The sequence below is a fragment of the Flexivirga caeni genome (genome assembly GCF_003724155.1).
Classification (GTDB): domain Bacteria; phylum Actinomycetota; class Actinomycetes; order Actinomycetales; family Dermatophilaceae; genus Flexivirga; species Flexivirga caeni.
The window spans coordinates 1-20,467 of record NZ_RJJQ01000003.1 but is presented as its reverse complement, the minus strand read 5'-3'; the positions used below and the strand labels follow the sequence as shown (position 1 = coordinate 20,467).

Annotated in this window: 19 protein-coding genes; 2 read left to right on the top strand and 17 right to left on the bottom strand. The window is 67.9% G+C overall.

Translation table 11 applies throughout. The annotated features are described in order from the left end of the window. Positions 1-46: 46 nt before the first annotated feature. From EFY87_RS04410 to ftsZ, 14 genes are all read right to left on the bottom strand, one after another. The gene (locus EFY87_RS04410) at positions 47-2,149 is read right to left on the bottom strand and encodes a S9 family peptidase (protein ID WP_123270267.1); all 2,103 of its coding nucleotides are present in this window, start codon (positions 2,147-2,149) and stop codon (positions 47-49) included. A 56-nt stretch (positions 2,150-2,205) separates the two neighbouring features. Next, entirely contained in the window at positions 2,206-3,039 is an 834-nt protein-coding gene (locus EFY87_RS04405) for a carbohydrate ABC transporter permease (RefSeq protein WP_123270266.1), read from the bottom strand. Then, positions 3,036-3,992, bottom strand: a complete 957-nt coding sequence (locus EFY87_RS04400) for a carbohydrate ABC transporter permease (protein WP_123270265.1) — start codon at positions 3,990-3,992, stop codon at positions 3,036-3,038. The genes EFY87_RS04405 and EFY87_RS04400 overlap by 4 nt, the downstream gene beginning before the upstream one ends. Further along, complete coding sequence (locus EFY87_RS04395) at positions 3,985-5,292, bottom strand: ABC transporter substrate-binding protein (RefSeq protein WP_123270264.1); 1,308 nt, start codon at positions 5,290-5,292, stop codon at positions 3,985-3,987. Before EFY87_RS04395 ends, EFY87_RS04400 begins: the two co-directional genes overlap by 8 nt. 106 nt (positions 5,293-5,398) lie before the next feature. After that, complete coding sequence (gene dnaE, locus EFY87_RS04390; RefSeq protein WP_123270263.1) at positions 5,399-8,962, bottom strand: DNA polymerase III subunit alpha; 3,564 nt, start codon at positions 8,960-8,962, stop codon at positions 5,399-5,401. A gap of 337 nt (positions 8,963-9,299) precedes the next feature. Beyond that, positions 9,300-10,232 carry an RluA family pseudouridine synthase gene (locus EFY87_RS04385; protein ID WP_123270262.1) on the bottom strand — a complete coding sequence of 311 codons (933 nt, stop codon included), beginning with the start codon at positions 10,230-10,232 and terminating at the stop codon, positions 9,300-9,302. Continuing rightward, positions 10,225-10,836, bottom strand: a complete 612-nt coding sequence (gene lspA, locus EFY87_RS04380) for a signal peptidase II (protein WP_245988423.1) — start codon at positions 10,834-10,836, stop codon at positions 10,225-10,227. The genes EFY87_RS04385 and lspA overlap by 8 nt, the downstream gene beginning before the upstream one ends. Then, positions 10,800-11,690, bottom strand: a complete 891-nt coding sequence (locus EFY87_RS04375; RefSeq protein ID WP_123270485.1) for a TraR/DksA family transcriptional regulator — start codon at positions 11,688-11,690, stop codon at positions 10,800-10,802. Before EFY87_RS04375 ends, lspA begins: the two co-directional genes overlap by 37 nt. Positions 11,691-11,915: 225 nt before the next feature. Then, a complete protein-coding gene (locus EFY87_RS04370) occupies positions 11,916-13,094 on the bottom strand; it encodes a DivIVA domain-containing protein (RefSeq protein WP_123270261.1) in 1,179 nt (392 codons plus the stop codon). A gap of 82 nt (positions 13,095-13,176) precedes the next feature. Further along, positions 13,177-13,455: a YggT family protein gene (locus EFY87_RS04365; protein ID WP_123270260.1), complete on the bottom strand. Its 279-nt coding sequence runs from the start codon at positions 13,453-13,455 to the stop codon at positions 13,177-13,179. A 72-nt stretch (positions 13,456-13,527) separates the two neighbouring features. Continuing rightward, on the bottom strand, positions 13,528-14,031 hold the full coding sequence (locus tag EFY87_RS04360) for a cell division protein SepF (protein ID WP_123270484.1): 504 nt from the start codon (positions 14,029-14,031) through the stop codon (positions 13,528-13,530). Positions 14,032-14,098: 67 nt separating this feature from the next. Next, positions 14,099-14,809, bottom strand: coding sequence for a YggS family pyridoxal phosphate-dependent enzyme (locus tag EFY87_RS04355; RefSeq protein WP_123270259.1), 711 nt, complete (start codon positions 14,807-14,809; stop codon positions 14,099-14,101). Next, positions 14,802-15,542, bottom strand: a complete 741-nt coding sequence (gene pgeF, locus EFY87_RS04350; protein WP_123270258.1) for a peptidoglycan editing factor PgeF — start codon at positions 15,540-15,542, stop codon at positions 14,802-14,804. Before pgeF ends, EFY87_RS04355 begins: the two co-directional genes overlap by 8 nt. A gap of 18 nt (positions 15,543-15,560) precedes the next feature. Next, positions 15,561-16,793, bottom strand: coding sequence for a cell division protein FtsZ (gene ftsZ / locus EFY87_RS04345; RefSeq protein WP_123270257.1), 1,233 nt, complete (start codon positions 16,791-16,793; stop codon positions 15,561-15,563). A gap of 328 nt (positions 16,794-17,121) precedes the next feature. Here ftsZ and EFY87_RS04340 point away from each other — a divergent pair, with 328 nt between their 5' ends. Continuing rightward, a complete protein-coding gene (locus tag EFY87_RS04340) occupies positions 17,122-18,126 on the top strand; it encodes a TlpA family protein disulfide reductase (RefSeq protein WP_123270256.1) in 1,005 nt (334 codons plus the stop codon). Between the two features lie 29 nt (positions 18,127-18,155). On the opposite strand, the gene EFY87_RS04335 is transcribed toward EFY87_RS04340, so the two are convergent. Together EFY87_RS04335 and EFY87_RS04330 are read right to left on the bottom strand one after the other, a co-directional pair. After that, positions 18,156-18,659, bottom strand: a complete 504-nt coding sequence (locus tag EFY87_RS04335; protein WP_148043251.1) for a hypothetical protein — start codon at positions 18,657-18,659, stop codon at positions 18,156-18,158. Between the two features lie 208 nt (positions 18,660-18,867). After that, positions 18,868-19,500 (bottom strand): LuxR C-terminal-related transcriptional regulator, encoded by a 633-nt coding sequence (locus EFY87_RS04330; protein WP_123270255.1) that lies wholly within the window; start codon positions 19,498-19,500, stop codon positions 18,868-18,870. Positions 19,501-19,533: 33 nt separating this feature from the next. Between EFY87_RS04330 and EFY87_RS04325 the strand changes: the two genes are divergently transcribed. Beyond that, positions 19,534-20,172 carry a helix-turn-helix domain-containing protein gene (locus EFY87_RS04325; protein ID WP_123270254.1) on the top strand — a complete coding sequence of 213 codons (639 nt, stop codon included), beginning with the start codon at positions 19,534-19,536 and terminating at the stop codon, positions 20,170-20,172. Positions 20,173-20,188: 16 nt separating this feature from the next. Here EFY87_RS04325 and EFY87_RS04320 read toward each other — a convergent pair. Continuing rightward, a partial coding sequence (locus EFY87_RS04320; protein ID WP_148043250.1) for an HNH endonuclease occupies positions 20,189-20,467 on the bottom strand: 279 nt, incomplete at its 5' end.

Sequence of the window (20,467 nt, the reverse complement as noted above, 5' to 3'; positions counted from 1 at the left end):
CTGCGCTCCTCCGCTACTCAGGGCATCGCTCGCCCGCTACTCAGGGCTACTCCGCGGCCCCGATGCAGTCCAGCACGAACGCCAGCTCGAACGCCGTCTGCCGCCAGCCGTCATACCGTCCGCTGCGCCCGCCGTGCCCAGCGGCGATCTCGGTGCGCAACAGGACCGGCCGCGCATCGTCGGCCGCGACGGTCGCCCGCAGCCGCTGCACCCACTTGGCCGGCTCGACGTAGAAGACCCGCGTGTCGTGCAGGCTCGTGGTCGCCAGAATCGCCGGGTAGCGGGTCGCGCGGATGTTCTCGTAGGGCGTGTAGCTCTTCATGTAGGCGTAGACGTCTGGGTCCGCGATCGGATTGCCCCACTCCTGCCACTCCCCCGCGGTGAGCGGCAGCGACGGGTCGAGGATGGTCGTCAGCGCATCCACGAAGGGCACGTCCGCGTGGATCGCGGCATACAGCTCCGGCGCGAGGTTGGTGATCGCACCCATCAGCAATCCGCCGGCCGAACCTCCCTGTGCGGCAAGGCGATCAGGGCGCACCCAGCCCAGGTCGATCATGGCGCGGGACGCCGCGACAAAGTCGGTGAACGTGTTGCGCTTGGCGAGGAGTTTGCCCTCGTCATACCAGCGGCGGCCGAGCTCGCCACCACCGCGCACGTGGGCGATCGCGTAGACGACGCCGCGGTCGAGCAGTGACAGTCGCGAGACGGCGAACGACGGATCCATCGAGATCTCGTAGGAGCCGTAGCCGTAGATCAGGCCGGGGTTGCTGCCGTCGGCGGTGACGTCACGCCGGTGGAGGAAAGAGACCGGGACCTGCGTGCCGTCGTCCGCGGTGACCCAGAGCCGTTCCTCGACGTATGCCGCCTGGTCGTAGCCCGGCACCTCCCGCTGCTTCAGCAGCGTGAGCTCGCCCGTCGCCGGGGTGAAATCGTAGACGCTGCTCGGCGTCAGCCACGAGGTGAGCACCAATTGCACTGTGTCCAGGTCATATTCAGGGTTGGCACCAAGCGCGAGGGTGTGCAGCTCCGGCTCGACGGGTATGTCGCGAGGCTCCCCGAGCGCGCCGTCATTGGCCTTGGGCAGCCACCGCAACGTGCGCAGACCTGCGTGGCGCATCGTGACGACGACGAAGTCCGCGAAAGCGTCGGCGCCGAGGATCCGGTCGCCGTCCGCGCCGCTCATCACCGGTGTCCAGTGCTCTCGACCCGGAGTCGCCAGCGGCGCCTGCGCCAGGTCGAAGTCCACGCGAGATGCGTTGTGCACCACCAGGATCCGGTCACCGTCGACTTCGACGTCGTAGTCGAGACCTGCGATGCGCGGCTGCACCACGCGCAGCGCGCCGGTCGGGTCGGTGAGGTCGAGCAGGTGCGCTTCGGTCGTGGTGCTGGACCCGATCATGACGAGCAGCCAGCGTTCGTCGCGGGATTCGCCGATGCCGAGCGCGAACTCCTCGTCGTCCTCGCGGACGATCAGCACGTCCTGCTCGGCCGGCGTGCCGACTTCGTGGCGCCATACCTCGTGCGGACGCCAGGCGTCGTCGCGCCGGGTGTAGAAGACGTACCGTCCGTCGGCCGACCAGACGATGCCGGCGCCGACTTCGCGGACCGCTGCGTCGATCACCTGCCCGGTTGCGGCCTCTCGGATCGACACGTCGTAGATCTCGTCGCCGGCGAGGTCCAGCGACACGGCGAGCATGGCGCCATCGTGACTGACCGACAGGTCGCCGAGCTCGAAGAAGTCGTGCCCGGCGGATTCCGCGTTGCCGTCGAGCAGCACCTGCTCACCGGGCAGCTCGGCACCCGGCTGCGGGTCGGGCCGCACGTCGCCGTGCCGGTATGGCGAGCGGGCGTGCACGGCATACTGCTCGCCTTCGATGGTGCGGGTGAAATACCACCAGGCACCCATGCGGACCGGCACGGACAGGTCGGTCTCTTTCGTGTGCGCCTTGATTTCGCCGAAAATGGTGTCTGCCAACGGTTTCAGCTGCCCGGTCATCGCATCGGTGTAGGCGTTCTCCGCTTCCAGGTGCGCGATCACCTCCGGCGACTCCCGGTCGCGCAGCCACTCGTAGTCGTCGATGACGGTGTCGCCGTGGAAGGTGCGTTCAGTCGGCTCGCGGCGGGCCCGGGGCGGTGTCGGTGCAGTCACCCGCTCACCCTACGAGCGAGCGGCTGCCGCCCCGCGGCGACCCCGCCGCCCCAGTGCTACTCGTTGATGCCGGTCTGCTCGACACCGGCCACGATCCAGCGCTGCAGGAAGAGGAACATCAGCAGCAGCGGCACCATCGAGACGAGCGCGGCGCTGAACATTCCACTCAGGTCGACCGATTGGGCGGTGATGTAGGTCGACAGCGACACCTGCACGGTCCACGCCGACTGGTCCTGCCCGATGACGAGCGGCCAGAGGAAGGCGTTCCAGCTGCCGATGAAGGTGATGGTCGCGATCGCCGCGGTGAAGCCCCACGAGTTGGGTATGACGATGAATAGGAACGTGCGCAGTGGGCCCGCGCCGTCGATCCGCGCCGCTTCCTCCAGCTCCTTGGGAAAGCCGAGGAAGTATTGCCGGAAGAGGAAGGTTGCCAGCGACTGGAAGAGCCCGGGAATGATCAGCCCGCGCAGCGTCGACACCCAGCCGAGCGACGACACCATCACGAAGGACGGCACGAACGTCACCGCCGCCGGGATCAGCAGCGTTGCCACGATCAGGTAGAACACCGCGTTGGCATAGCGCACGGTCGAGCGCGCCAGACCGTAGCCCGCCATACCGGAGATCACCAGCACCAGCACGGTCTGGGTGACCGCGATGACCAGCGAGTTGATCATGCTGCGACCGAGCGGCACCGTCGAATTGCGAAAGGTGTCAGCAAAATTCGACCACTGCGGATGGGACGGGAACCAGGTCCAGTGGTCGATGCCGACCAGTTGCTGCTCGGTGGACAGAGCGCCGCGCAGCAGCAGGTAGAACGGCACCAGAAAGATCAGTGCCGCAACGGACAGCACGAGGTAGCGCGCGGTGCGCACGCCGACAGCCGCCCTCATGTGTCACCTCGTCGCCCGATGCCGGTGAGGCGGCCCTGCAGCACCGCGAAGATCGCGATGATCAGGGTGAGGATGACGGCGCCGGCGCTGCCGTCGCCGAAGTCCTGGCCATTGCCGAGCGCGATGTTGAAGAGATAGACGAGCGGCGGCCGGGCGTAGGGCGGGTAGCCGCCCGTTGTCGAGAGCACGTTGTAGAACTCGTCGAAGGCCTGAAACGCGTTGACCAGCAACAACATCAGCACCGCCGTGGACGTGGCTCGCAGCTGCGGCAAGGTGATGTAGCGGAACGCCTTCCACCCGGTCGCGCCATCGAGCGCGGCCGCTTCGTAGAGGTGCTTCGGCACCCGCTGCAGCGCGGCAAGGAAGAGCACCATGAAGAAGCCGACCTGCAGCCAGAGCCGCACGGTGACGAGCACCAGCCAGTACCACGGCGGGTGCACGATGGACAGCCACGCGATCGGTGCCGCACCGAACCAGCCGATCACCGTGTTGAGCATGCCGGCTGCCGTGCCGCCGAAGAGCGAGTGCCGCCAGATCATCGCCGCGACGACATAACTGCACGCCGTGGGCAGGAAGAAGACCGACCGGAAGAAGGCCTGGGCGTGCCGTGCGCCACCCACCAGCACCGCCAGGGCGAGCGACAGCACGAACGTCGTCGGCACGATGAACGCCGCGAAGAGCACGAAGGTGACCAGGCTGGACCGGAAGCTGGGGTCCTCCAGCATCCTGCTGTAGTTCGCGAAACCGACGAAATGCGTGGGGGTGACGGTGTTCCGGGCGTCGTAGAAACTCAGCCATACGCTCCACAGGATGGGTATGACGACAAAGACCAGCAGCCCCGCGACGAACGGTCCGACGAAGATCCAGAACCACAGGTGCGGGCTGTCGGTCCACTTGCGCCGCGGGCTCGCCGGTCCCGCTGCCGTGGCGCGCTCCAGCGCCTGTTCAGACACCGATTCGCTTCAGCTCCGCGTTGACCACCTGCTGCACGGATGCCAGGCTCGACGTCGGGTTCGCGCCGGACCGCACGATCTTGTCGACGGCGTCGGTCATCGCGGTCGCCGACTTCGGAGACCAGAGCAGCGGCGTCTGCGGGTGGCCGAAGGTCTTGAGGTAGCCGGCGGCTGTCTTCGCTTCTCCCGTCTGCAGTTTCGTGGCCTTGGCGATCAGGCTCGCGCGGGACGGGATGTGGAAGCCGTAGCTCTGCGCGAAGTCGAGCTGGTCGGCGGTCTGGTCGACCCACAGCCACTTGACGAACGCCTTCGCGGCCTCGACGTCCTTGGCCTTCGCGCTGACGCAGGACGCGTAGGCGCCGACCGGCACCGACTGTTTGCCGGACGTGCCGATCGCCGGGAATGGCAGCACGCCGAAGTCGTCGCCCAGCTTGTCCTTGAGCATCGGGAAGTTCCACAGGCCGGTCCACTGGATCGCGGTGAGGCCGTCACTGATCGCGCCCGGGTCGGACCAGTCGGTCGGGGCGCCCAGCAGCAGATGTCCGGAGGTGAACAGGTCGTGGAACTGGCCCAGTGCGTTCGCCACGTCGGCGTTCGCGAAGTCGGGCTTGTTGTCCGCGGTGAGGTAGTCGTGGCCGCTGCTCCACAGCACCGGGCCGGCGAGGATGCCGGCGCCGCCGTCGTTGCCGAGGAAGAGGCCCTTCACCTTGCCGGTGGTGAGTTTCGCTGCAGCGCTGATCAATTCGTCGAGCGTGGTCGGTGGCTGCACACCGGCCTTGCGCAGCATCGACTTGCGGTAGACGAACAGCTGCATGTCGACGACCTGCGGGACGCCGTAGATCTTGCCCTTCCAGGTCATCCGATCCAGCAGCGACGGCGTGAAATCGGACTTGGCCGCGCCATACACGTCGGTCAGGTCGACCACCTGGTTGCCGGTGATCATGTCGATCGTGGGGCCGTTGCCGTATTCGAAGACGTCGGGCCCGGAGCTGGTCAGCAGCGCCGCCGCCGACTTCTGGTCGTAATTGCCGGGGATCCACTGCACCTGGACCTTGGCCTTCGTGTATGCCGCGGCATACCTCTTGACCGCCTGCTCGGTGCCGGCCTCGCCGTACTGGTGGTACCACTGCGAGATCGTGCCGCCACCGCCGGAACCGCCGCTGGTGCCTCCCCCGCCGCCGCCCGAGGAGCGACCGGTGTTGCCGCCGCACGCGGCGAGCGCCCCCGCAGCAAGCACCCCGCCACCGGCGGCCAGCAGTTGACGCCGTGACGGCGCAGACCCAGACAGATAACTACTCATAATCGGAAGTATAACTTTCTGACGCAATGATGCTGGCCACTTGAGCCTACTGTCACTGTGCTCCCGAATGGCCGATGACAGCCGAGCGTTCGGATCACCCGCGAGATCAGCCGACCAGACACGCCGGCCCGAGCAGGGCCTTCAGGTCGCCGAACAGCGCCGGCGAGGCGGTCACCCGCAACCCGTCGGAGAGTTTGACCGTGACCGAACGACCCGGCTGGGTGAGCTTCAGGTGCACCTCGGTGGCGCCGGGATGCTCGCCGAGCACGCCCTTGAGCCGGTGCGCCAGGCCGTTGTTGGCCCGCACCAGCGGCATGGTGAGCACGACCGGGCCGCGCACGTCGCCCTTGAGCTCGGGCAGCGTCAGCTCCTGCGCGGACAGCGAAACCGTGTCGTCGCGGTCGAGCACCCGGCCCTTGATGACGCACACCGTGTCGGGGCTGAGCATGGTGGACACCGTCATGTACTGCTTGGCGAAGAACAGCACCTCGACGCTGCCTTCGAGGTCTTCGACGGTGGCGATCGCCCACAGCTCGCCGCGCTTGTTGCGCTTGAGCTGCAGCCCGGTGATCAGCCCGGCGACGGTGACCATCGAGCCCTCCTTGGGGCCGTCGTCACCGTGCAGTTTCGCGATCGAGATGTCGGCGTGCTGCGCGAGCATGTGCTCGATGCCGAAGAGCGGATGGTCAGAGACGTAGAGGCCGAGCATGTCCCGCTCGAAGGCGAGTTTGGTCTGCTTGTCCCACTCGATGTCGGGGATCACCGGCAGTGCCGCGAGCTCGATGGCCGGCTCGTCGCCGAACCCGCCGAAGAGCGACTCCTGACCCTGCTCGCGCTTCTTGGCCTCCTCGGACATGGCGTCGACATAGGGCTCGTGCACCTGCACCAGACCCTGCCGCGGATGCCCCAGCTCGTCGAAAGCCCCTGCCTTGATGAGGGATTCGATGGTGCGCTTGTTGCAGACCGCGGAGCCGCACTTGCGCAGGAAGTCTTCGAACGAGCTGAACTTGCCCTTCTCCTCGCGCGCTCGCACGATGTCGTCGACCACGTTGGACCCGACGTTGCGGATCGCGGTCAGCCCGAAGCGGATGTCCTCGCCGACGGCGCTGAACTCGGCCACGGACTCGTTCACGTCCGGTGGCAGCACCCGGACCCCGAGCTTGCGGGTGTCGGCGAGGTAGATCGCCATCTTGTCCTTGGAGTCCTGCACCGAGGTGAGCAGCGCCGCGGCATACTCCGCCGGAAAGTTGGCCTTGAGGTATGCCGTCCAGACCGACACCAGGCCGTAGCCGGCGGTGTGCGACTTGTTGAAGGCGTACTGGCCGAAGGGGAGCATCGTCTCCCACATCTTGTCGGCAGCACCCTGGGAGAAGCCGTTCTTCGCCATACCCTCCTTGAAGGCCGGCTCCAGCTCGTCCAGGATCTCCTTCTTCTTCTTGCCCATGGCCTTGCGCAGGGTGTCCGCGCCCCCAAGGGTGAAGCCCGCCAGCTGGCGGGCGATCGCCATCGTCTGCTCCTGGTAGACCAGCAGGTGGTAGGTCTCCCCTAGGATCGGGTCGAGGGCTTCCTTCAGTTCTGGGTGGATGGGCGTGATCGGCTGCCGGCCGTTCTTGCGCTCGGCGTAGTCGGTGTGCGCATTGGCCGCCATCGGACCGGGCCGGTAGAGCGCGAGCACGGCGGCGACGTCCTCGAAGCGGGTCGGCCGCATCAGCTTCAGCAGGTTGCGCATCGCGCCGCCGTCGAGCTGGAAGACACCGAGCGTGTCGCCGCGCGCCATCAGCTCGTAGGTCTTCGGATCGTCCAGCGGGATCGTCTCGGTGGAGATGTCGATGCCGCGGTTGGCCTTGATGATCTTGATCGCGTGATCGAGGATGCCCAGGTTGCGCAGCCCCAGGAAGTCCATCTTGATCAGGCCCATCGCCTCGCACTGCGGGTAGGCGAAGCCGGCGATGATCATGCCGTCCTTGTCGCGACGGTGCATCGGCAGCACGTCGAGCAGCGGCTCGGATGACAGGATGAAGGCGCACGCGTGCACGCCGGTGCCGCGGATCATGCCCTCCAGGCCGCGGCCGGTGTCGACGACCTTCTTGACCTCGGGATCCTGCTCGTAGAGGGCGCGGAAGTCGGCTCCCTCGCTGTAGCGCTCGTGCTCGGGGTTGAACAGGTCCTTCAGCGGCACGCCCTTGCCCTGCACGTCCGGCGGCATCGCCTTGCTGATCTTGTCGCCGAGGCTGAACGGGAAGCCGAGGATGCGGTTGGCGTCCTTCACCGCCGCCTTGGCCTTGATGGTGCCGAACGTGTTGACCTGCGAGGTGTAGGCCTCGCCGTACTTGTCGGTGACGTAGTCGATGATCTTGTCGCGCTGGCGGTCATCGAAGTCGAGGTCGATGTCGGGCGGGCTGATTCGCTCGGGGTTGAGGAAGCGCTCGAAGAGCAGCTGATGCTCGATCGGGTCGAGCTCGGTGATGCGGGTGAGGTAGGCGACGATCGACCCGGTGGCCGAGCCTCGGCCGGGGCCGACGGGCACGCCGATGTCGCGGGCGTGCTGGCAGATGTCGGCGACGACGAGGAAGTATGACGAGAAGCCCATCGGCTCGATGACCGCCATCTCGGTCTCGATGCGCTGCATGACTTCCGGGCTCGGCTCGCCGTCGTAGCGCAGCTGCAGGCCCTCCTCGATCTTGGCGCGCAGGAAGCTCTCCGGGGTGTGCCCCTCGGGCACGTCGAACTTCGGCATCCGGTCGACCTCGGCGAAGACCTCGCTGTAGTCGCCCACCATCTCCGCGACCGTCAGCGTGTTGTCGCACGCCTGCGGCAGCTCGCGGAACAACTGGCGCATCTCCTGCGCCGACTTCAGGTAGTAGCCGTCGCCGTTGAACTTGAACCGGCCCGGGTCGTCCTTGTTCTTGCCGACGCCGACGCAGAGCAGGTCGTCGTGGCTGTCGGCCTGGTCGGCAGTGACGTAGTGGCTGTCGTTGGTCGCCAGCAGCGGTATGTCGAGACGCTTCGCGATGTCGAGCAGGCCCGAGCGGACCGAACGCTCGATGTCGAGGCCGTGGTCCATCAGCTCCAGGAAGTAGTTTTCCTTGCCGAAGATGTCCTGGTATGCCGCCGCCGCCGCGAGCGCCTCGTCGAACTGTCCGAGCCGCAGCCGGGTCTGCACCTCACCGGACGGGCAACCGGTGGTCGCGATGATGCCGGCGGAGTGCTCGGCGATCAGCTCGCGGTCCATGCGGGGCTTCATGTAGTAGCCCTCGAAGCTGGCCAGCGAGCTGAGCCGGAACAGGTTGCGCACGCCCTGGGCGTCCTTGGCCCACATCGTCATGTGGGTGTAACGGCCGCCGCCGGAGACGTCCTTGCCGCCCTCGCCGTCGGTGTTGGTGTCGCGCTTGCCACCCGGCGCCCAGAACTCCTGCTTGCGGGAGAACCGGCTGCTCGGCGCGACGTAGGCCTCGATGCCGATGATCGGCTTGATGCCGGAACCCTTTGCGGCAGCGAAGAATTCGTAGGCGCCGAACATGTTGCCGTGGTCGCTCATCGCGATCGCCGGCATGCCGAGCCGCGCCACCTCCGCAAACATCGGTTTGACCTTGGCGGCCCCGTCGAGCATGGAGTATTCGGTGTGCACATGCAGGTGCACGAAGTCGGCGGAGGCGGCTGGATCTGACATCGCGATGAGTGTAGATCCGGGGTCCGACAGCCGCGTCGGGGCACGCGGATGTGTGACGGATGAGGCGGGTGGTATGGCGGTGGGTCTCGTCATACCGGCGCGGGGGCGGGGGTCGCGGCGCGTCGCGTCCCGAAACCTCGACCGTCGAGACTTCGGGACAGGGTTCTCCGGCTCCCGCGTCCCGTTCTCGCGACCGTCGAGACTTCGGGACGGGGGTCGCCGGCGCGTCGCGTCCCGAAACCTCGACCGTCGAGACTTCGGGACAGGATTCCTGGGCTCCCGCGTCCCGTTCTCGCGACCGTCGCGACTTCGGGACGCCAACCCCGCTCCCGCGAGCTCAGCCGGCGCGGGCAATCTCCAGGGCGCGCGCGAGGTCTGCCGGGTAGGGGCTCTCGAACGTCACCCACTCCCCCGATCCGGGGTGCGTGAAGCCGAGCTCGGTGGCGTGCAGCCACTGGCGGTCGAGGCCGAGCCGTTTCGCGACGGTCGGGTCCGAACCGTAGAGCGGGTCGCCCACGAGCGGTCGGTGCAGCGCGGCAAAGTGGACCCGGATCTGGTGGGTGCGGCCGGTCTCCAGGTGAATGGTCAGCAGGCTCATCGACCGGAACGCCTCGAGCAGCTCGTAGTGCGTCACGCTCGGCCGGCCGGACTGCATGACCGCGAACTTGTAGTCGTGCCCGGGATGCCGGCCGATCGGCGCCTCGATGGTGCCGACGACGGGGTCGGGCAGACCCTGCACGAGCGCGTGATAGGTCTTGTCCACCGCGCGATCGCGGAACGCCTGCTTGAGCACCGTATAGGCCCGCTCGCTCTTCGCCACGACCATCAGTCCGCTGGTGCCGACGTCCAACCGTTGCACGATGCCCTGCCGCTCGGGCGCGCCCGACGTGGAGATGCGGTATCCCGCCGCGGCGAGACCGCTCACGACATCCGGGCCGTCCCACCCGACGCTGGGGTGTGCCGCGACTCCCGCAGGCTTGTCGACCACGACGATCTCGCTGTCGTCGTGCACGATCCGCAGGCCCTCGACGAGTTGCGGCCGGACCTCGGCGACACGCGGGCCGACGCGCTCCGGCATACGGACTTCGAGCCACTGCTCCGCACTGACTCGGTCGGACTTGCCGACGACTTTGCCGTCGAGCGTCACCTCGCCGTCGGCGGCGAGCTGCGCCGCCTGTGTCCGCGAGAAACCGAGGAGCCGGGCGAGCGCGGCGTCGACACGCTCACCTTCCAGCCCGTCCGGTATGCCGAGGGCCTTCACCTCACTCACTGTCGCCACCGGCCGTGGGTGTGCCGGAGCCGGTCCTGTCGGCGGCGCGACGGCCGTCGATGCCGATGCCGAGGAAGGCCAGCAGCGCGATCAGGCAGGCGGCGGTCACGACGCAGCAGTCGGCGACGTTGAAGATCGGCCAGTGCGGCAGCTCCAGGAAGTCGACCACGTGCCCGCGGCCACCGCCCGGCGGCCGCACGAAGCGGTCGGTGAGGTTGCCGAGGGCTCCTCCGATGAGCAGGCCGAGCGCACACGCCCACGGCTTGCTGCGCAAGCGACGCGCGATGAAGATCGTCGCGAGGATGACAACGGAGGCGATGATCGTCAGCACCCAGGTGGCGTTGGTCGCGATCGAGAACGCGGCACCTGGGTTGTTCGTGAGGTGCAACTGCAGCAGGCTGCCGATGACATGCTTCGGCCGCATCGGGTCGAGTTTGGCCGACGCGAGTGCCTTGGTGACCTGATCAAGCGTGTAGCAGCACACCGCCACCACGACCAGCAAGGCGAGCAGTCGACCGGATGGCCGGCTGCGTTCCTTGGGCGCCGTGGCGGGGGGTTCTTCGGGGGTCAGCGCCGCTCCTGCTTCGCCTTGCAGCTCAGGCACAGCGTCGCCCGCGGGAATGCCTGGAGCCGGAGCTTGCCGATCGCGTTGCCACAATTTTCGCAAACTCCGTAGGTGCCGTCGTCAATGCGTTCCAGCGCATGGACCGATTGTTCCAGCAGGTCCCGGGAGTTCTGCGCGAGGGAGGCCTCGTGCTCCCGCTCGAAGGTCTTGGCGCCGGTGTCCGCCTGGTCGTCGCCGGCCCCGTCGCCGCTGTCCTTGATCAAGCCAGCGATGTCGTCCTCGAAGCCGTTGATCTCCGCGGTGAGGCGCTCTACGTCGGCGGTCAGCTCAGCTCGAACATCGGCGAGTTCCTTTGCGGTCCACGGGGATTCGTCCTCGCGTACCTTGAGCGTGCGAGCCTGCTGCTGTTCCGGCCGGGTCGTGGTGGTCACCTTGGTGGTCGCTGCTTTCTTCGTCGTCGTGGTCTTGGTGCCCGGCGCAGCCTTCTTGGCGGACGCCGTCTTCTTGGTGGGAGCGGTCTTCTTGGCCGGAGTGGCCTTGGCCGGAGCGGCCTTGGCCGGTGGTCGCTTCGCAGCCGACTTCGTGGCGGCCGTAGCCTTGGTCGCCATCGTCTTCTTCGCAGGGGCTGTCTTCTTCGCAGCCGCAGCCTTGGTCGCCGTCGTCTTCTTCGCAGCAGCCGTCTTCTTGACTACCGCCGTCTTCTTCGCCGCGGTCTTCTTCGCCGGCGCAGTGCCGTTCTTCGCGGGTTTGGCAGCCGGTTTCGCGGCGGGTTTCGCCGGTGCCTTCTTCGCGCCCGTTGTCTTGGCGACCACGTCGGTTGCCTTGCGCAGTGCCGTCGTCACCCGCGAGCGACTCGCCGTGGAGGTGCCGGTGGCCGTCTTCTTTGCTGGCATCGGATCCCTTCCTTTTCGCAGCGGTCCGCACGCATGCGCGCACGGGCGGACTGCCCCCGATCTGGCTGCGGGCAGGATAAGCGACTCGCTCACGCCATACAACGACGGGCAGCGACGTTGCCGCCGTATGGCGCCCGACAGACGTTGGCCGCCGGGCGCGAGCGCCTCACCTTAACGGATCGGCGCCGTGCCCGGCGGCCTGTCGGCCGGCGTTTCAGCCTCTGGTCAGTCGGACTTTGCGTCGTCGCCTGCGGACGGCGCCTGGTCGAGACGGCTGAGGTGGTCCTCGATGTAGCCGCGCAGCTTCGTGCGGTAGTCGCCCTCGAAGGAACGCAGCTGGTCGATGCGGCCGCTGATCTGGTCGCGCTGGCTGTTGAGGTCGGCGATGACCGCGTTGCGGCGCTCCTCGGCCTCCCGAACCATCTGTGCGGACTGGTCGGTGCCGCTGCGGACCAGCTCGTCGTGCTTGGCCTGGCCGGTTGACAGCAGCTCGTCATACTTGCTCTGGCCAGTGGAGAGCAGTTCGTCGTGCCGGCTCTGCGCGGTCTGGATGAGCTCGTCGTGCCGTGCCTGCGCGGCGCTGATGAGTTCGTCGTGCTTGAGGTGAGCGGCCCCGACAAGTTCGTCGCGCTTGGTGTTCGCCTCGCGGATGACCCGGTCGTGGTGTGCCTGCGCCTCGCTGATCAGGCTGTCGCGTTTGATCTCGCCGTCACGCACGTGCTCGTCGTGCACGCGCTGCGCCAGCGCGATGACACCGGCTGCTCCCTCGGTGGACGCGATCGTCGCCACGTCGGCCGGCGCTGCCGCCGACTTGGTGTTCTGCGCCGGGTCGGCCACACCGTTCGCGGCCGCCTGGCTCTGCAGCCGGGCCTTGTCCTGCTGGGCAGCCGCGAGCGCGCTCTGCGCCTGGTCGAGCTCGGCCTTGACCCGCGTCAGCTGCTCCTGGGTGCTCTTCAGCTCGCCCTGGGCAGCCTTCACCTGCTCCTGGGTCGAGCGGAGCTCGCCCTGGGCGGCGCGCAGCTGGTCCTGGGTGGAGGCCAGGTCGCCTTGCGCCTTCTGCAGGTTGACCGAGGCGGCCTTGGCGACCTCGACGTCCTTCAGGCTCGGGACGGCCTGAGTCTTGTCGGGGTCGTTGCCACCGACCGGGGTCAGTGCCGGCACGGCGGCCGCCGGGGAGCCGGCAGCTTTGTCAGCATCGGAGTCACTGCGACCGGGAACGCCCTTGGACCGACGGCAATCCTCGAGTTTGCCTGTCAGGTCTTCGTTCTCGGCGTTCAGCCGGCGCAGCTCGACGACGATCTCGTCAAGGAAGTCATCCACCTGGATCTCGTCGTAACCGCTACGACCGAAGCCCTTCGGCTTGGTGAACTCCTTCTTCACCACGTCTTCTGGCGTCAACGCCATTAGTCCACCTCAATATTCGGCAGCGGTCGCATCACGCCCCCGCGCGCGCAAACCACTGCTGTCGATCGGATAAATATCGTGCTCACTGTAGGACACCGAGCAGCAAAGAGACACCCAGGATCAGGATCAGGAACGCAAGGTCCACGCTCACCTGGCCCAGCCGCAGCGGCGGAACGATCTTACGCAGCGCCTTCAGCGGCGGATCCGTCGTGGTGTAGACGCCCTCCGCGACCACCAGAATCGGCCCGCGCGGGCGCCAGTTGCGGGCAAAGACCTGCACCCAGTCGAAGACGAGTCGCCCGAGCAGCAGGATGAAGAAGATATAGAGCAGCAGGGAGACGACTGCGAGGACTGCTGACATGCTTCCATTCTGCGCTATCAGCGGGCTGCGACCGACCATCAGCCCACCGCGTGCGTCCGCCCGGGACGGGGCTCAGCTCTGGTTGAACAGACCGCGCCCGGCAGGGCGGCCGGCCTCCGGGCCGCTCGTCGACACCTCGATGCCGTGCGGTGAGAGCAGGAAGACCTTGCTGGTGACGCGCTCGATGGTGCCGTGCAGCCCGAAGACCAGACCGGCGGCGAAGTCGACGAGCCGCTTGGCGTCGGTGTCGTCCATGTCGGAGAGGTTCATGATGACCGGCACTCCGCTGCGGAAGCTCTCCCCGATCTCCTTGGCCTCGTTGTAGGTGCGCGGGTGGATGGTGTTGATGCGGCTCATCTCGCCGACCTCCTGATGGGGTGCCGGGACAGCCGGTGCACTGTGCAGATGGGTGACGGGTGCCGGCTCACGGTGCGGCTCTTCGACGGGGTAGCCGCTGTCCTGCGCCTCGTCGTACTGGTCCTCGGACCACTCGCCGGCATAGTCGCCGTCGCGGTAGCGCGGGTCGGCCTCGGCCAAACCGAGGTATTCCATTGTGGCGCGCAGCTTCCCAGCCATGAATTGCACTCCTTATTCCCACGGAATCTGGCTGTCCCGAGGGTCGGTCGGTCGGTCGCGATCGACGCTACCGGGCGAGAGGACGGGATCCCAGGATTGCGCTGCCGACACGCAGGTGTGTCGCGCCCGCGGCGACCGCTTGCTCCAGATCTCCGCTCATGCCTGCGGACAGCCAATCGGCGTCCGGGTGATCGGCTCGTATGGCGCCCGCCACCTCCGCGAGCCGCGCGAACGCTGCCGCCGGGTCCGCGCCGAGCGGTGCCACGGCCATCACGCCGCGCAACCGCAGGGCGGCACATTGCGCCACGCGGCCGGCGAGCGCGGGCGCGTCGTCGGGGGCGATGCCGCCCCTGCCTGCGGTGCCGGCGAGGTCGACCTGGACCAGCACGTCGAGCGTGCGGTTTCGGGCGTGTGCGGCGCGGTCCAGCACCGTCGCGATCTTTGGCCGGTCGACCGATTGCACGACGTCGACGTATGTCGCGGCGTGACCCGCCTTGTTGGACTGCAACTGGCCGATGAAGTGCACCGTCAGCCGGTCACGCACGTCGGGTGGAAGCGCAGCGACCTTCTCCCCCGCTTCCTGGTCACGGTTCTCCCCGATGTGCCGCACCCCGAGCGCGGCCAGGTGCTCCACGTCGGAGCCGGGGAAGTATTTCGTGACTGCGATCAGCGTCACCGCGGAAGGGTCGCGTCCGACGAGAGCGCACGCGCGCTCGATGCGCTGGTGGACCGCGTCGAGATTGGCGGCGAGCCCGGCGCGGCGGGCTGCGTCATACATGGGCGGCTCGCTGGACGATGACTCCGGCGAAGCGGCCGGTGGCGTGGTCGCGGCGATAGGAGAAGAGCCGGTCGTTCTCGCGCGTGCAGCCGGGCACCCAGGTGGTCGGTATGCCGCGGGCGTGCAGCTGCGCCACGACGCCGGCCGCGACGTCGATCGCGGGCGTGCCGGTCCAGCTGACCGTGCGGCTCTCGGGGGTCACGGCGGCGGCCTCTTCGCGCATCGCCAGGGGAACCTCGTAGCAGCGTCCGCACACCGAAGGGCCCACGATGGCAACGGGATTGGCGGCTCCGAGGTCGCGCATGCGATCGAGGGCGTTGTCGACGATGCGGGCCATCATGCCGGGCCGACCGGCGTGTACGGCGCCGATGACGCCGGCCGCGAGGTCGGCGAGCAGCACCGGGGTGCAGTCGGCGACGAGCACAGCGAGCGCCAAGCCGTTGTCGGCGGTGACGACACCGTCGGAGGCGGGTTCGCGGTCGCCGGCTGCCTCGATCGAGAGCACGTCGGCGCTGTGCGTCTGGCGCATGAAGACCAAGTCGTTCGCGCCGACTCCGACGGCAGCCGCGACGGTGGCGCGGTTGCGTGCCACATTGCTCGGATCGTCGCCGACCCGGCCGCCGAGGTTGAGCGACGCGAGCGCACCGCCGCTGACGCCACCCTCGGTATCGGTGAAGCCGACGTCGACGGTGCGTCCGCCGGGGCCGGTCAGCGTGTCACGCCACCACCACATCGCGGTGCCGCTACGCGGTCACTTGAGGAAGTCAGGGACGTCGAGGTCCTGGCCGTCGTCGAAGGTGACCTCACGCGGCGGGCGGGGCGCAGGGGTCTGCTGGACGGCGCCAGGGTTGGTCGGCTGAGCCGGCGCTTCGGCGGGCGGCTGCTGCTGTGCAGGCTGTTGGGGGGCACCTTGCGGCGCAGCCTGCTGCGCGGGCTGCTGCTGGGGAGCGGCGGCCGGGGGCGCGACCGGCTGCTGACGGGGGGTGGGTGCACCCTGGATCTGGCCGAGGGCACGCTCGTCGGTGCGCTTGTTGGGCGATCCCCCCTCGAACCCGGCGGCGATGACGGTGACCCGCACCTCGTCACCGAGGGCGTCGTCAATGACGGCACCGAAGATGATGTTGGCCTCGGGGTGCGCGGCCTCCTGGACGAGGCGGGCCGCCTCGTTGATCTCGAAGAGGCCGAGGTCGCTGCCGCCTTGCACGGACAGCAGCACGCCCTGCGCGCCGTCGATGCTGGCTTCGAGCAGCGGTGAGGAGATGGCGAACTCGGCGGCCTGCACGGCCCGGTCCTCGCCGCGCGCGGAGCCGATGCCCATCAGTGCGGAGCCCGCACCCTGCATGACGGACTTGACGTCGGCGAAGTCCAGGTTGATCAAGCCGGGGGTGGTGATCAGGTCGGTGATGCCCTGGACACCGGAGAGGAGCACCTGGTCGGCGCTGTGGAAGGCGTCGAGCATGGAGACGTTGCGGTCGCTGATCGACAGCAGCCGGTCGTTGGGGATGACGATGAGGGTGTCGACCTCTTCGCGCAGCGCGTTGATGCCGAGGTCGGCCTGGCCGGCGCGGCGACGGCCCTCGAAGGTGAACGGCCGGGTCACGACACCGATCGTCAGCGCACCGAGGCTCTTGGCGATCTTGGCGACGACGGGCGCGCCACCGGTGCCGGTGCCGCCGCCCTCGCCGGCGGTCACGAACACCATGTCGGCGCCCTTGAGGACTTCCTCGATATCTTCTGCGTGGTCCTCGGCGGCCTTCTTGCCGACCTCGGGGTCGGCGCCGGCGCCGAGCCCACGGGTCAGCTCGCGGCCGACCTCAAGTTTCACGTCAGCGTCACACATCAACAGCGCCTGCGCGTCGGTGTTGATGGCGATGAACTCCACTCCCTTCAGACCGACCTCGATCATCCGGTTGATGGCGTTCACACCGCCGCCGCCGATGCCGACGACCTTGATGACGGCCAGGTAGTTCTGCGGAGTTGCCACGAGGGAGGGCCTTCCAGCGCTAGACGTTGTGAACAAGCAGTATGCCGACCGGGCCATGCCGCGCCGAACGCGGGCACCACGACAGTCACCATGATCATGACGTTGATGGCGACGCTCCCCTAGCCGACACACCGTGCCGCGCCGGGTGGGCACCTCACACCAGCGGCATCTACGGCATGCTACGCGGCGCCGGCCCGCCCTCGCGAGTATCGACCTGTAGTTGACGGTGAGGCAGCTGGCGGCCCAACCGGCCGCGCCGCGCCTATCGCGGCTACTGTAGTGACCGGCTCACTAGGAGTTGGGTCATGCGTGCACGAGGAGCCCGACGATGACCGACTGGATCGGCGCGTTGTTCAGCTGGGTAGTGGGTGCCGTGCTGGTAGCCAGCGGAGTGCTCAAACTCGGCACCGCCATACAGTTTCAGTCGACGCTCACGCAGTTCCGGCTGCCGACCTGGACGTGGGCCGGCACAGGATTCGCGCGGCTCTTTCCCTGGATCGAGATGCTGCTCGGGCTTGGCGTCGTGGCCGCGCCGGACCCGTGGGGCAGGGCGTTCGCGTACGGCGCACTCGCGCTGTTGCTGGCGCTTCTGGTGCTCGTGGTTCGCATCTTCAGAGTTCCTGGAACCGTAACCTGCAACTGTTTCGGTGGCCTTGGCGACGACACCGTCGGCCGGTCGACGATCGTGCGCAACGTCGCGCTCGTCGTCATCGGCGTGCTGGCCGTCGCCACGGAGCGCTGCCCCGCATCGGTCGCAGCGGACCGGACCGGTGGCTGGGCCTACCCGCTGCCCGCGGCGTGCGCGATCGCCGGCGCCGGACTGCTCGTGCTCTGGCGCGCAGTGCGGCAACGCCGCCGGACCGCCCGCCTGATCCGCACGCTGACTGTTCGGGATGTCGGCGGCAACGAGCTTCCGATCACCGAGTTCCAGGATCCGCCGACGTTCCTGGTGTTCTTCTCATCCGGTTGCGGTGGGTGCCAGAGCCTCGTGGAGCAATTCCGCTGGTGGCCCAACCTGCTGCGGGAGGGATACGACCTGCAACCGGTTCTGCTCGGCACCCCGGAGCAATTCGGCCGTGAGGAGGTTTTCGCGCCATTGGTCCCGTACGCCTGGTATGCCGGCTCGGAGGTCGCCTCGGCAATGCAGCTCACCGGACTGCCCGGTGCCGTTCTGATCGACGCCGAACACCCCCTGGGTGGCGAAAAGGCCGCGGGGCACTTCGCCGTCCGCGACCTCGTCCTGTGCGACGGATGGACGCTCCTGGCACAAGCAGCAGTATCGGCGGACGAGGACAAGTCCTCGCCCGCCGATAACGATCGCGAATTCAGTTGAGCGCGCTCGACTCTCCGCTCAAGCAGATCTCAGGTCGCGCTGCAGAGCACGAGTGTGGAATTGACGGAGCCTGACTGCTTGCCGCCGGTCGCCGTGTAGTCGTCGGGCAGCGTCAGACTCGCGCTGAGCGTGAACGCCACCGAGATGGACAGTGTGGTGCGCGCCGCCAAGGTCGCTCCCGCAGGTAGTGCGGCCGCGAGGGTGATCGAGCGGCTGGTGGAGCTCAGGACACTGACACTTGCGGTACCACCGGTGATCGAGAAGACGCCGATGTTCGCCACGCCGGATCCGGTGATGTTGATGACCGTGCCGGCCGGGATCGCCGCTTTCGAACTCGCGGTCAAGGTGAAGCCGGGACCGAGCACGCCGAGTGTGCCGCACGTTCCGTCGAGTTGTAACGCTCCGAGATCGGTCGTGCTCGCCGATGCCGACGGGGCGGCGGCCGCGGTGGCGATGACCGGGACCGACCAGGCGGCACCCTTGGCCACTGTTCGACGGGAAATCTTGGAGCCGGGCGTCTGCTGATTGGTCATGTGTGAGTGCCTTTCGCGCATCTGGTCAATCTGGTGAAACTTCGAGTCGGTCACCACATCGACGTGCGGCAACTCCTCCCTTACGGAGCACGACACTAGGGGCAGAAGCGTCATCCCCTGTCCGGACTAATCAGAAAGGACTAGAGACAGCTAGATCCCGCGGCGTGCCGGAGTCGGGTCGTGCAATCTCTGCCCTGGTCCGACGCGTTCACCGCAAGATGCCGCGAGCGCGCAGCTCCCGGGCGAGCTCCACCCGGTTCGCGGCCGTGCTGCCGACCTTTGCACGAACGTTCGCCAGGTGCACTTTGAGAGTGCGTTCGCTGATGCCGAGCTCCGCCGCAACCAACGCGCGGGGGGCGTCGGCGCCGTCCACCAGATACGCCTGGCAGGCGCGCAGCTCCGCGGGAGTGAGCCGCACTGACGTCGTGTCCAGGCTCGGCAATGCGGCCACGCCCGCCGCGACTCGCATTGCGGCCAGCGCGAGCTCGCGCTCCAAGGCAATGACCGAGACGTAGCCGCGCAACCCCGTCTCCACGAGCGCAGCCACGGCGCCGGAATGCAGGTAGCCACCCCACGCAAGCGTCGCTCGGCCCGCACAGATCTGCTGCACTGCGGCCACCCCCAGCGCAGGAAGGTCGACCACCGTCACGTCATACCCCGTCCCGGCCGACCCGGATTCGACAGCCACGTGTTCCTCGACCGTGGCGAACGCTCCGGATCGCACCAGGGCCCGGGCAAGCGCGCGGCGGTGCAACGCGAGCGGCCCGACGATGTCCGCGCGGAAGGCGGGCCGCGGCGTACCGGGTCCTTTCGCCAGGACAGGAGCTTTGCGATCATTCACCGCGAACCTCCTTCACGAACGGGACATCACAGCATGGCGCGAGGACGCGAGATCTACATCGTGCACAGTAGCCCGGTCGTCGCGCATGCCATCGAGGATTCCCTGCGCGCTGCGGGGCGGTCGGTCAGCCATATCGCATATTCCTGGGTCCAGTTCGTCAGCCGGTGGGACTTCTCGGCCGCCGTGGTCGTTTTCGACGCCTACCTGGACGACCACGTGCCCCTGTCGCTGAAGGTGCGGGCCTTGTATGACGTGGGCAGCTCGGCGGTCGTCATCGGTGAACTCGACGAGCGCTTGTGGCGTCGCACCATGATCGAGGGGGGCCAGCGCTGGCTGACCCCGGCAAGCGAACCGGACGCCGTCGCCGCCGAGATCGTGGCCGTCGCCAGTGGTGAGCGCGCCGCGAGGCCGGAACGCGCCGAACCGCACCTGACCGACCGCGAGCTGCAGATCATGGCCGCATACACCAGCAGGCGCGCCCCGACCGCGAAGTCGCTCGCCCGGAGTTTCGGCATCAGCATCGACACCGCGCGCAGCCACCTGCGTTCGGGGCGACGCAAGTATGAGAACGCCGGGATTGACGTCGGCTCGCGAGCACGGCTGCAGCAGGCCATGATCGCCGACGGATACATCGTCGACATCGACCGATGGTCGGCGCTCGCCCGCTGGTGATCTCCGCCGTTGACGGTCAGCTGGCCCGTCGGTGGGGGTCCTTGAACCAGATGAAGTCCATAAGCGTGCGTTCGGAGTATGACGGGGTCGGTGGTGGTAACCCGGGCGGACTGGGCGGGTGGCTGGTCGCGACGAGGCTGCCGGTCGTGGTGGTGGTTTGTCCGGCGTGGCCGGTGACCGTGTAGTCGGGGTGTTCTTTGACGTAGTTGCAGCGTTCGCAGAGTCCTTGGCCGTCGCGTTCGGTGGTGGCGCCGCCGGTGGCGTGGGGGCGGATGTGGTCGATGTGCCGGATCGT